Origin of the sequence: Olavius algarvensis spirochete endosymbiont (genome assembly GCA_900608495.1) — a bacterium.
Taxonomy (GTDB): domain Bacteria; phylum Spirochaetota; class Spirochaetia; order DSM-2461; family DSM-2461; genus UBA2779.
The window spans coordinates 1-10,218 of sequence record UWYT01000018.1; the positions used below are offsets into that span (position 1 = coordinate 1).

The 10,218-nt window shown below is 52.4% G+C and carries 16 protein-coding genes and 1 pseudogene; 9 read left to right on the forward strand and 8 right to left on the reverse strand.

Annotation, left to right across the window (positions count from 1 at the left end; translation table 11 throughout):
* Together S1OALGB6SA_RS00170 and S1OALGB6SA_RS10470 are read right to left on the reverse strand one after the other, a co-directional pair.
* The coding region (locus S1OALGB6SA_RS00170; protein WP_124032163.1) for a restriction endonuclease subunit S domain-containing protein at nt 1-393 on the reverse strand (393 nt) is incomplete at its 3' end.
* Between the two features lie 398 nt (nt 394-791).
* Nucleotides 792-1,061 (reverse strand): gamma-glutamylcyclotransferase, encoded by a 270-nt coding sequence (locus tag S1OALGB6SA_RS10470; protein ID WP_230204314.1) that lies wholly within the window; start codon nt 1,059-1,061, stop codon nt 792-794.
* Between the two features lie 11 nt (nt 1,062-1,072).
* On the opposite strand from S1OALGB6SA_RS10470, the gene S1OALGB6SA_RS00180 reads away from it, so the two are divergent.
* The 5 genes and pseudogenes from S1OALGB6SA_RS00180 (at nt 1,073) to S1OALGB6SA_RS00195 (ending at nt 3,694) form a co-directional block, all read left to right on the forward strand.
* Complete coding sequence (locus tag S1OALGB6SA_RS00180) at nt 1,073-1,426, forward strand: four helix bundle protein (protein ID WP_124032164.1); 354 nt, start codon at nt 1,073-1,075, stop codon at nt 1,424-1,426.
* A 418-nt stretch (nt 1,427-1,844) separates the two neighbouring features.
* On the forward strand, nt 1,845-2,051 hold the full coding sequence (locus S1OALGB6SA_RS00185) for a helix-turn-helix domain-containing protein (RefSeq protein WP_230204315.1): 207 nt from the start codon (nt 1,845-1,847) through the stop codon (nt 2,049-2,051).
* Nucleotides 2,052-2,167: 116 nt separating this feature from the next.
* The gene (locus S1OALGB6SA_RS00190; protein WP_442789577.1) at nt 2,168-3,028 is read left to right on the forward strand and encodes an integron integrase; all 861 of its coding nucleotides are present in this window, start codon (nt 2,168-2,170) and stop codon (nt 3,026-3,028) included.
* Nucleotides 2,977-3,102, forward strand: a pseudogene (locus tag S1OALGB6SA_RS11020) (tyrosine-type recombinase/integrase); the annotation flags it as partial. The gene S1OALGB6SA_RS00190 and the pseudogene S1OALGB6SA_RS11020, both read left to right, overlap by 52 nt.
* 208 nt (nt 3,103-3,310) lie before the next feature.
* Nucleotides 3,311-3,694, forward strand: coding sequence for a DUF4345 domain-containing protein (locus tag S1OALGB6SA_RS00195; RefSeq protein WP_124032165.1), 384 nt, complete (start codon nt 3,311-3,313; stop codon nt 3,692-3,694).
* Between the two features lie 344 nt (nt 3,695-4,038).
* On the opposite strand, the gene S1OALGB6SA_RS10825 is transcribed toward S1OALGB6SA_RS00195, so the two are convergent.
* The 4 genes from S1OALGB6SA_RS10825 to S1OALGB6SA_RS00210 all read right to left on the reverse strand — a co-directional run bounded on the left by S1OALGB6SA_RS10825 (nt 4,039) and on the right by S1OALGB6SA_RS00210 (nt 5,831).
* On the reverse strand, nt 4,039-4,293 hold the full coding sequence (locus tag S1OALGB6SA_RS10825; protein WP_371686013.1) for a recombinase family protein: 255 nt from the start codon (nt 4,291-4,293) through the stop codon (nt 4,039-4,041).
* Complete coding sequence (locus S1OALGB6SA_RS10475; protein WP_230204316.1) at nt 4,283-4,789, reverse strand: recombinase family protein; 507 nt, start codon at nt 4,787-4,789, stop codon at nt 4,283-4,285. Before S1OALGB6SA_RS10475 ends, S1OALGB6SA_RS10825 begins: the two co-directional genes overlap by 11 nt.
* A gap of 71 nt (nt 4,790-4,860) precedes the next feature.
* The gene (locus S1OALGB6SA_RS00205) at nt 4,861-5,547 is read right to left on the reverse strand and encodes a DUF2924 domain-containing protein (RefSeq protein WP_230204317.1); all 687 of its coding nucleotides are present in this window, start codon (nt 5,545-5,547) and stop codon (nt 4,861-4,863) included.
* 62 nt (nt 5,548-5,609) lie between these two features.
* Nucleotides 5,610-5,831: a hypothetical protein gene (locus S1OALGB6SA_RS00210; RefSeq protein ID WP_124032166.1), complete on the reverse strand. Its 222-nt coding sequence runs from the start codon at nt 5,829-5,831 to the stop codon at nt 5,610-5,612.
* A gap of 303 nt (nt 5,832-6,134) precedes the next feature.
* Here S1OALGB6SA_RS00210 and lexA point away from each other — a divergent pair, with 303 nt between their 5' ends.
* The 4 genes from lexA to S1OALGB6SA_RS11045 are packed head-to-tail and all read left to right on the forward strand — an operon-like array spanning nt 6,135 to nt 8,157.
* The gene (gene lexA / locus S1OALGB6SA_RS00215; RefSeq protein ID WP_124032167.1) at nt 6,135-6,758 is read left to right on the forward strand and encodes a transcriptional repressor LexA; all 624 of its coding nucleotides are present in this window, start codon (nt 6,135-6,137) and stop codon (nt 6,756-6,758) included.
* Between the two features lie 47 nt (nt 6,759-6,805).
* Entirely contained in the window at nt 6,806-7,018 is a 213-nt protein-coding gene (locus S1OALGB6SA_RS10480; protein WP_230204318.1) for a hypothetical protein, read from the forward strand.
* Nucleotides 6,999-7,742, forward strand: a complete 744-nt coding sequence (locus S1OALGB6SA_RS00220; RefSeq protein WP_230204319.1) for a hypothetical protein — start codon at nt 6,999-7,001, stop codon at nt 7,740-7,742. Before S1OALGB6SA_RS10480 ends, S1OALGB6SA_RS00220 begins: the two co-directional genes overlap by 20 nt.
* Complete coding sequence (locus S1OALGB6SA_RS11045; protein ID WP_503465854.1) at nt 7,660-8,157, forward strand: HI_0787 family protein; 498 nt, start codon at nt 7,660-7,662, stop codon at nt 8,155-8,157. Before S1OALGB6SA_RS00220 ends, S1OALGB6SA_RS11045 begins: the two co-directional genes overlap by 83 nt.
* Nucleotides 8,158-8,758: 601 nt before the next feature.
* Here the strand turns inward: S1OALGB6SA_RS11045 and S1OALGB6SA_RS00230 are convergent.
* Together S1OALGB6SA_RS00230 and S1OALGB6SA_RS00235 are read right to left on the reverse strand one after the other, a co-directional pair.
* The gene (locus S1OALGB6SA_RS00230; RefSeq protein ID WP_124032168.1) at nt 8,759-9,514 is read right to left on the reverse strand and encodes a class I SAM-dependent methyltransferase; all 756 of its coding nucleotides are present in this window, start codon (nt 9,512-9,514) and stop codon (nt 8,759-8,761) included.
* 9 nt (nt 9,515-9,523) lie between these two features.
* Nucleotides 9,524-10,218, reverse strand: a 695-nt coding sequence (locus S1OALGB6SA_RS00235; RefSeq protein WP_148083983.1) for an ADP-ribosylglycohydrolase family protein, incomplete at its 5' end; no start/stop codon positions are given.

Here is a 10,218-nt window from a genome sequence, read left to right on the forward strand (position 1 = left end):
AACCGTCCCTTTGGCCCGGCTGGTCAGAAAAATCTGCGCATCCCGCTGGCTGATATACCAGTTCAGATACTCGGGCAAAACCTTGTCTGGTTTGGTCACCCTTATCCTTAATAAAGGTGCAGCGACAACAGCCTTGCCCGGATCTTCAAGAAGAACCGCTGCCGTGGTCACATGCCCGCGAGACCTGAATACCAGATCACCTCTTTGCGCAAGGTGGTGATCTTTCATAGCCTCCATATTGATCCTGACCAAACCATCACAGCCCACCGTGTTGTCATCCAGAAGATCCTTCATCTGAATAACTGCAACTCCGCCACCTTCAGAGGCTTCGAGGCGAGACCTGAACGAGTATCCCATCTGCACGGTTGCCAGTTTTTTTATTTTCATCTTCATTCAATCACCTTACAATATGCTGTAATGTTATTTCTGTATAATATACGAATATGCGAGCTTGTTTGTTAACCCTTTTTGCATAAATACCATTTCTGCACTTTCACCTCCATTCGCCAGAGGTAACCGCTCCGCATTATGGCCGAGCTTGTAATTGTACAGCCAAACGGGCCGGATCAAGTCGTTGGTCTCCACCGCCACCAGAACCCGCTTATAAACACAGCGGCCATTCGGGTCGAATGCCTCCAGCCGGTCTGTGGCGGCAGATCGAAACCGGGATTAGCGAAGGTCATCAGCTCCCCGTGGACCAAATCCCAGTCATTCGATTGAGGATTGGCGATTTCGGAATGCGGATTGTTTGAGAACAGCTTTAATGCGGATTGCGGAATTTTGGTTTCGTTCTATGTTCGGGTATCGGCCAGCGGATCGGCGGTGCCGGTGGCCAGTACGCTGCTCTCCGGGACTTCCAATGCCGGGAATCCGGCTGGCAGAAGGTAGACCCTGCCCCAAGTGGTGGCGGGTTCGATGCTGATGGCCCGCGTGCAGAACCGGTCAAAGTTCCAGAATCCCTTTTTCAGGGTTCCATAGACAAAAAGCCTTAACAATTGCTGATTGGGGATTTCGGACTGTGGATTATTGATTTCCGATTGGGGATTGTTTTTTCGCATCATATATTACCTCCATGAATACTGAAGATTTCAAAAACAGAACAAAGGCTTTTGCCTTGAGGGTTATTCGACTGACTGAAGCTTTGCCGAAGAATCAGACGGCAAATGTGATTGGAAAGCAGCTGCTCAGGTGCGGAACGTCTGTTGGTGCCAACTACCGCGCTGCCTGCCGTGCTCGCTCCAACCCCGAATTCATTGCCAAAATGGGAATTGTTGAGGAAGAGTGCGACGAAAGTATGTATTGGATGGAACTGATTGTTGAAGCAGGGCTGATGGAAGGGAAACTGCTGATCGATTTGAAGAATGAAGCAAATGAGATTCTCTCCATGGTCGTGGCTTCTATCAAAACGGCACGTTCCCGTAAGTAATCCGCCTTCCGCAATCATAAATCCGCCTTCAGTTGTTCCTGACAGACAAATCTGAAGGGATGTCTCATCTGTGACAGCCTCCTTGGCCTGGGCTTCAAGGGTTTCGAAGTCCAGATCAAGAGCGGTATCAGTCTCCAGCAGAAACGCCAGTCGGTCACGGTCGGTGGCAAAAAGATTCATTCGTATCTCCGGTCATGTCGCGACAAACCGGTTCATTCCGGTGGGGCGCTCGTTCCGTCCGCGGATCGCAGCCCGCGGGACGGGCGAAGAGCCCTGTCGTTGTGATATCTGCCGGAGCCCGTCTGAAAGTGTCGGAGGGGGCCGCTTCGGGCGGCTAAAAATAATTGAATCGGGGCTTGACAAAGCCACCCTGCTTATTTAAGTTACTCGACGTTACTCGACGTACCATTGGATGTGTTTGAAAGAGAGATTGATGGAAACCAAGTGGCTGATAGTCATTGAAGCGGCGCAATACCTGAAGATGGGTAGATCGACCGTCTATAAGCTGGCCCAAGAAGGCAAACTGCCCACCCACAAGGTCGGGCGGCAATGGCGGTTCGATGCGAAGGAACCCGATAAGTGGCTCAAGTCCGGCAAGCTGGCCTCCCTTGAGGAGCGTAGATAATGACTTCGTGTACTAACACGAGCCAGGCTCGTATTTCTGTGAGAGATGGCGAATCTCTGGCGTCCATGGTGGATAAGCCGGCGAGTCGGTCCCGCCCGCCCAAACTGCTTGACCAGATGCGCGAAGCCTTACGTTCCCGCCACTACAGCCGCCGCACGGAACAGACCTATTGCCAATGGGTCAAGCGCTACATCCATTTCCACCATGTCCGCCATCCCGCCGAGATGGCCGAACCGGAAATCAACGCCTTTCTGACGCACTTGGCGGTGAAGGAGAAGGTCGCCGCCTCGACACAGAACCAGGCGCTGTCGGCGCTGCTGTTTCTCTATCGCCATGTGCTCGGACGCGAAGTCGGCGACTTGGGCGAAGTCATCCGCGCCCGCAAGCCCAAGCGTCTGCCCGTCGTCATGACCCGCGAGGAAGTGAAAGGCGTTCTGGCGAACCTTTCCGGCGACAAATGGCTCATGGCTTCGGTGATGTATGGCGATGGCCTGCGCCTGATGGAATGCCTGCGCCTCCGCGTCCAGAATCTCGACTTCTCCCGCAACGAAATCCTCGTCCGCGACGGCAAGGGCGCAAAAGACCGGATCACCATGCTGCCCGAATCGCTCAAGGCGCCGCTGCAAGAACACCTCAAGCACGTCAGGGCGATCCACGAGCGCGACCTGGCCGACGGCTGGGGTCGTGTGCTGTTGCCCAATGCGCTCGACCGCAAATACCCGAACGCCCCGAAGGAATGGCGCTGGCAGTGGGTCTTCCCCCAGGAAAACCGTTGGAAAAACTCACAGACCGGCGATGAGGGACGGCATCACGTTCACGAGTCGATCATCCAGAAGGCTGTCAACGGCGCGGTGAGAAAGGCAGGGCTGGCCAAACGGCCACCTGCCATGCTTTCCGTCATTCCTTCGCCACACAACTCCTTGAAAGCGGCTACGACATTCGGACCGTCCAGGAACTTCTCGGTCACAAGGACGTGAAGACCACCATGATTTACACCCATGTCCTGAACCGGGGCGGCAAGGGCGTCAAGAGTCCGGTGGACGATTTGTAATGGAGAAACCAAGTTGTCTTATATAGAAACCATATATCCCCCCGCGTTCATTGCAGAAAATGGCTTAACCTTCTGCAAATACTGGCGTTACGACAGAATAGCAGGCAGTGTCTTATGCCGCGATTTCGCGGCCCAAAGGTGTTATGAAGAAACCATATAACGTTGTTATATTCATTTAATAACCAATCAGGAATCGGAGGTAGCAAAAATGGCTCTCAAAAAAGGATTTCTTATATTTTCATTCTTTGCCATTAGCATTATTGGGGCTCTTTATGGAATTTTCCCAAGTTGGTTTTTCGAGAGGTTTTTAATAGCCACCCCTCAACCGCCAAGCGTCGACCAATCTCATATCCTAAGAGCACTCATGATGCTCTACATAGCACTTGGGCTATTTTGGTTTTGGTGTGCATTTTCTGAGAAATACCGCGATGCAGGAATTCTGGTGGTTTGTATATTTTCCGGTGGTCTTGCGTCAGGGAGAATCTTGAGCGTAATTGTTGATGGGATACCATCACCTCTCTTGAGCCTTTATATCGCTTTGGAATTGGTTTTAATTCCAGTTTGTATTTGGATTCTAAGACGCAAGACCTAAATGAAAATAAAGAATATAATCGGGTAGTCGGGGGTTTTTCTCCCCCAGCCCCCACACCACCCGGCAAGCGGGTCCGCACCGGGCGGTTCACAAAACTTATCGGGCCGTAGCCGGATAGTGAATGCTCACCCATAGTTCTTTAATAGATAGTAGTCCCTGCTCCTTCAACCACTGATTCGTCATACCGGATTGTGTAGCTAAAGTCCGAGCAAGCCGCCACGGGCCTTTCCGACTTAAGCCAACTGATATAGCAGCATCTAACGATGTGCCAAGCTTACAAAGCTCCCGCACTTCCGTACGACAAAAACGCCAGCGTTTCCAGTAACACATGCGAATGCGTCTTCTTAGCCAGTGATCCAATTCCGGGATAGGTTGGTAATATTCCGACACCCCAAAATGTCACAATGACCGCAACGAATCACTCCCTGCAGCGGTGAGATCATTTTGCTCCGGGCTTTGGTTTGCTTGGCCCTGGTATTCTCAGAGAGAATCGACTGGACCTTGTCCCACAGTTCCTTGTCGACGATGGCCTGGTGCTCTCCGGGATAGCTATTCCCTTTGTGGACTACTTCGCCGTTGTATATGCGGTTACCCAGCAAGCGGTAGATATGGCCGGTATTCCATTCGGCCCCTTTCCGTTCTTTTCCTTATCTTCGTGGTCCATGATTTGGTTTTGTATCCCTGTTCATTGAGCTCTTGGGCCAGCTTTCTGGCCGATGCCAGTTGTGTGAATCGTCGGAAGATGTGCAGAACCAGGGGCGCTTCGTCCGGGTTGGTCAGCAGTTTCTTGTTTTCCCGGTCCACGTCGTATCCGAGTATGGCCGGGCCGCCGCAGTATTTGCCCCGTCGCTTCGCCGCCGCCACCTTGTCCCTGATACGTTCGGCGATGACCTCACGCTCGTATTGCGCAAAGGTAATCAGGATGCCGAGAAACATCCGGCCGGTCGGATCGGTGGTGTTGAAATGTTGGGTTACCGATACGAAGCTGACACCCTTCTCGTTGAACAGCTCTATCATTTTCATGAAGTCGAGCAGCGAACGTGAAAGGCGGTCGATTTTGTAAACCACAATCACATCCACTTTTTCGTCGTCCACATCCACTAAGGAGGCGTTTCAGCGCCGGTCGGTCCATATTGCCGCCGGAGAATCCACCATCGTCGTAGCGGTCAGCCAACCCTGCATTCGTTGGCTTTCGATATATGATTCTGAAGCTTCCCGCTGGGCGTCCAGTGAGTTGAATTCCTGCTCAAGGCCTTCCTCATGACTTTTGCGGGTGTAGATGGCGCAGCGCAGCGGCTTCTTCCGAGTGGATGCTGTATTGACGTTATCAAGCATTCTTGCCACCTCTGTTCTTTTTTGCCGTAGCTTTTTTTCAGGCCGAAAAAGACCTTTCCGTTCCAGCGTGTGCCGGTGATTTCTCGAGCCACCGCGCTGAGTGATCGAAAGATCCGACCGTCGTATTCAAAGCCCTTTTCCCGGGCGGTGACCTCATATCGACGGTCATTCCAGACCCGCACGAACCGTGTTCCCGGCAGAATGTTTTCATTGGATTTGCGCTCCTCGGACACCTTGCCTTCGACCGTGGCCACCGGATCATCTTGGGCGATTTGCCGCAGACGTGCTTTGGCGGTTCCCGACAGGCCACCGTAAAAGAGCTCCTGGATGCGATAGGCCAGGCGCTTGATGAGGAACTGCTTCTTGTAGCGGGGTGGGTCGCTGCCATAGAGGTCGGGCCACTTCTCGCGAAGTTGCTCCAATGTCAGAGTCTGGAGTGTTGCCAGTTGCCGTAGAACGGAATTTCGGGACCGCTCACTATTTTTCCCGTTGCGGGCTGTTTCTTGTAACTCATTCATATACAACTCCTTATCCAAAGTTTCGGACGCGTTTGTCATGAATGAACGCTCGATTCCCGCAGCTAATCAAGTCCTTCTCCGGTTGTTCCGGAAGATTCTTCGATGTCCTCCAAGTTATTACTGAAAACTGCCTTACGGACTTTTGAGCGCAGTACGGCCACCGCCAGAATGGAGGCGATGACATCCAGCCTGTTGCCAGGAGAAAGTCTCTTCGGATCGGGCGGTACGTCTGCTTCAAAAGGAATGGAGCGGGTCGTTTCAATGGCAAAATCGGCATCCAACATCGGTTCCTCCGGCGAATGTGACCGGGTTGTCGGTGTGGATGCCGGGATACCGTCATGCGGTTGGGATGCGTGGTTGCCGGCACCCACAACCGCCTGAGCTCTGCTCCCGGTCAGCTGTCTGGTTTCTAACTGCTCGTCCGGGCGCGACGCCCGGTTCTGTCGGTGGTTACATACCGAGAGCAATGCCCGACTGTCGGAAATCCGGTTTTATAAGACTTCTTGACCTGATAGGTATCAGGTTGTATATTAGTCTTTTATGCGGCCCAGTGGGCCTTTTCCTCTTTCTGAAAAATGGAATGAGCCATGGGCAGAAGTAAGACAGAGAAAATTACACCGTTGCAGCGGGAAACCCTTGAAGAGATATGCCGCTATATCGACGCAAAGGGATATCCGCCAACGGTGAAGGAACTGAGCGTGATCTTTGGCGTCAGCCACTCAAGCGTGCATGAACGCATCAACCAGCTGGTTCGAAAGGGATACTTAAAGCGTGAAGGCCGTAAGGCGCGCGGATTGACCGTGGTCAAGCGGCCAAAGGATATGGCGGCCGATCTGGTGGCGGTGGCCGTGGTCAGGACAGTCGCAGCGGGTGAACCCGTCCTCGCTGAGGGGAACATTGTCGGCGAAGTGCTGATTGACGCCGTCACTGTCAAGTCCGGAGAGTTTTTCGCGCTCCGCGCTTCCGGTGACAGCATGACGGGAGCAGGGATAAACGACGGCGACTTGATCATCGTGAGACGTCAGCAGTTGGCGGAAAACGGGAACATCGTCGTGGCTGTGTTGAATGGAGAAACCACCGTGAAACGGTTGAGGCTTGAGGATAAACGAATCGAACTCGTCCCGGAGAGTCCCGGTCTGGCACCGGTTGAAGTCAGGCCGGAGGATGATTTGCGGATACTGGGTAAAGTTGTGGGCCGGAAACATAAATGAGAGCGCCCTATGAAGGAAGACTGACAAACTTAAGGTAGGAGACGACAATGGCAACTTTCAATCTGCGCCGCTTTTCGAAGCCGGGAATGCTCCGGAGAATTGATCCGGAGCACCTGATCGCATTTCTTGAACCTCATGCGGACTATTTTTCCGGTCGCGGTGTGGAGTTGGAGTTGCCATCGCCCGATAACGGAGACGAGCTGGACTACAATGCGCTGAGCCAGGCTTTGCTCAACCCGAATGCAAACCACGCCGGATGATTTGGCCGAAGCTCTGTATTACGTGAACGAGATGTCCACGCAGGAAGGATTCGACTCCCTCCAGGACGCCATTGCTGATACCGACTTGGATGTGGTAATCGGTGAGAACGCCGCCCACGCAGATCTGGCTATTCAGGTATGGATGCAAGACCGCGATCTCGTTGAACGGATTCACGCCGAACAGTTCCTATTCCGTCCCCGTTCATTCGAGTATTTCAAAACCGACAACGGTTCTGTTCCGGATTTTGAAGAGCCTCCGACTGAAACGATTCGGGCTCTGGAGGCCGATCTTGACGAGTGGTTCGCCAAGAAACGCAGGGAGAAACACTCGAAGGTCTATGTGTTTCCAAAAGACGATTACACCTGGTTTTTGGTTCGTCACGGTAAACCCTATGCCCGCGAATCCGTTATCGAGGCAGGAGAGTCCGCCAGCCAGTATTTCCGTCCGGAAAAATTCGATGTCATCGTGTACAACCCGGCCCTTGGGGAAATCCGGATGAACGCCGAAACCAAGGGCGAGAAGGAACTCTACCGCACCAAGTTCGGTCAGCATTTTTTCGGCGGTAGTGATTTTTTCAACGGCAAAAGTAAATTCACACTCGATCCGCTTCGGGAGGTCGGCGAAGACTCCCTGCTGTGTGATGATATCGACGGTATGGACTGGGTGCGTCTCAAGGAGCACCAGATATTCCGAGGTGGTTCGCAAAAGGAAGTGGAGATCTGAAAGGCCGAGGATATTTTCGCCTCCTTACGCGAACGTGAACGGTCGATCCCTCAAGGATGGCCTATCACCTCAGCGGCTTTCGGATCGGGACTTCTCTCTTGTGAATGACATCGCTGTCGTTAAGGTTAACGGCCTTAAAACCATAAATTTTTACTCGTTCGCCACCAGATATTGCAGTCATCACATACCAGAAGACTATCCAATATATGATAGCTTTGTGGAAAAAATGCTCATGCACTTCAAGAGGAAGGATAAGTTTTTCAAGTTCAAGAAGGACGACCTCAAGCATTACCCAACTTATCGTGAGATCTTAATGCAGTTCAGCAATTTTTACGGGCTTGGAGCTTTTACCCTGAAGCAGGTCGACAAATATCTATGGCAGGCGGGCAAGGATTATTTTCCCAAACAATACTGAACTGGATGCCGGGAAATCCACATTAATCCTGCTTCTCAAATCCTGCGAGGGACTTTTGGTTCTAAAATTCGGGTGCTTTTTCACACCACAGGCCGTGTTCCCATAACACCCAAAACAGGCCGGTCGGCTCAAGCCCTTTAAATAACAGGGATTGTCCCACCGGACGAGCTTCTGACCTCGTCCTGAGAAAACAGAGAATCCGGGGTCGAACAGAAAATGAAAGGCTGGAGAATGGTGGAAATGAGGCGGGTGGAGAGGGGTCTGTCGTCGATGTGAAAAACGCCCAAACCCTTTGAAAACAGGGGGAAATAGAAAACCCGTCGCCCCCGAGTGTGATCCCGGAGAGACGGGTCGTCTTTTTTCAAATGGTGGAGGACACGGAGCCTTACCCCAATTCGTTCTCCAAACCAAATCATACCCATAAATTCTTTTTATTCAACACTTTACCAAGCATCAAACCCCTTCAGACTGTCGGACGCCGAGAGAAATTAAATTCTCTGCATTTTCCCGAAACAGAGAACGGACGTGGGTTCGATTCCCGATTGAATACCCGGTGGTGTGTTTTACAACTCATGTCTGATTGCCTTCCCATACATCATTCTCAGATCTTTTTGGCTATGTAAACGCCATAGCTGTAGTGGTCCCGGTGCTTTTCGTAGAGGGCAATTTCAGCCTTTTCACATTCGACAATTTCCCTTGCCTGATCGCTTCCGCTGTTACGCTCAAGGAAGGCATCAAAACCGTTCTGCATGGGCCGGTAGTAATTATCGATCCAGCAGCTCGTCGGTAGATAAAAGTAACCTTCAGGAATGAAGCCATGTCGTTCGATGACTCCGATCTTTGCCGAGGCAACATCGATCTCGAAATATTCGGCATCCCAGTGGGATTGAAGCTCCGACGGTCGTTCAGCGGTCAACCATGTGATTTCCGAAACGATGAGTTTGCCACCCGGTTTCAGGAAGCTTCTCCAAGCTGACACTCCGGCTTCGAACCCCATGTTATAAATCGCACCTTCCGACCAGATGACATCGAACTCCTCATCGGTAAAGGGCAGCGCATCCATGGAGCAGCTCAAGGTCGTGATTTTGTCTGCCACACCGTGTTCCTTGGCCCTGGATTGAAGCTCCTTAAGAAATTCCGGCAGGAAGTCCACGGCGGTAATTTCGGCATCCAGTTCCTTTGCAAGCTGGATGGTCGAAGCGCCGGTGCCACAACCGATATCCGCAATCTTCAAAGGGCGTGATTTATCGAGCCCGGCCAGCATCAAAGCCTGTTTGGTCTCAGCTTCGCCTCCCGGACCTTGTCTGAAATTTGATCTATGCAGATCAATCAAAAGCTGTATTTGTAAATCGTCCATACTTCCTCCTCAATCAATATCCCTAATCAGCTTCTCTGCCAGTTCCAACACATCCACCGGCCAGAAGCATTCCGGGCGTGGGTGGCGTACTCGTGGATGTCCGGCCTCTGGGCGGCAGTTCTGCAAGGAGTCGAGCCACTGGGCCGGAATCGCCTCCCGACCGCAGACAGCGCCTAACAGTGCCCCGCAAATGGCAGCATTGGTATCGGTGTCACCGCCGCGCATGATGGTGTCGACAACACCGGCTTCAAGGCTTGTCGCATGGAGCAGTTGGTGCCGGGCATTCTGAAAAGCGATCGATACCCAGCCCTGCTGGTGGACATAGTCCGCTGGCGGCTCATCGGCGGCCTTCTCGATGGTATCCAGCAAGGCAGGTTCAACGGGCATGTCTGCTGCCCACTGCCGGATGTGCTGATATAGCTCTTTAGGGTCACAGCCGGACTGAATGGCGTGGGCAATCCCCATGGCAAACAGCGCATTGGCCTGCTGGCAGATCAGGTTGGGATGTGTGAGCGCCGCATCCTGCATCGTCCATTCAGCAACTTGATTCAGTTCAAATCCGGCTCCGAAGATACCGAGGGGGCAGATCCGCATCATCGCTCCATTGGCCTGACTGTCCGAGTTTGGATTACCGCGCAGCCCGGTCGAAATGGTCATGCCGCAATCAAACGGATCGGAACTCAGCCAGTATTGATATTCCTTAA

Bases quoted from the DNA above. Each gene is read 5' to 3' on its own strand.
- S1OALGB6SA_RS00195 (WP_124032165.1), top strand. From the start codon at position 3,311: ATGGCTCTCAAAAAAGGATTTCTTATATTTTCATTCTTTGCCATTAGC.
- S1OALGB6SA_RS11045 (WP_503465854.1), top strand. From the start codon at position 7,660: ATGATATCGACGGTATGGACTGGGTGCGTCTCAAGGAGCACCAGATAT.
- S1OALGB6SA_RS10480 (WP_230204318.1), top strand. From the start codon at position 6,806: ATGGCAACTTTCAATCTGCGCCGCTTTTCGAAGCCGGGAATGCTCCGG.
- S1OALGB6SA_RS00180 (WP_124032164.1), top strand. From the start codon at position 1,073: ATGAATACTGAAGATTTCAAAAACAGAACAAAGGCTTTTGCCTTGAGG.
- S1OALGB6SA_RS00220 (WP_230204319.1), top strand. From the start codon at position 6,999: ATGCAAACCACGCCGGATGATTTGGCCGAAGCTCTGTATTACGTGAAC.
- S1OALGB6SA_RS00190 (WP_442789577.1), top strand. From the start codon at position 2,168: ATGCGCGAAGCCTTACGTTCCCGCCACTACAGCCGCCGCACGGAACAG.
- lexA (WP_124032167.1), top strand. From the start codon at position 6,135: ATGGGCAGAAGTAAGACAGAGAAAATTACACCGTTGCAGCGGGAAACC.
- S1OALGB6SA_RS00210 (WP_124032166.1), bottom strand. From the start codon at position 5,831: ATGTTGGATGCCGATTTTGCCATTGAAACGACCCGCTCCATTCCTTTT.
- S1OALGB6SA_RS00230 (WP_124032168.1), bottom strand. From the start codon at position 9,514: ATGGACGATTTACAAATACAGCTTTTGATTGATCTGCATAGATCAAAT.
- S1OALGB6SA_RS00205 (WP_230204317.1), bottom strand. From the start codon at position 5,547: ATGAATGAGTTACAAGAAACAGCCCGCAACGGGAAAAATAGTGAGCGG.
- S1OALGB6SA_RS10470 (WP_230204314.1), bottom strand. From the start codon at position 1,061: ATGATGCGAAAAAACAATCCCCAATCGGAAATCAATAATCCACAGTCC.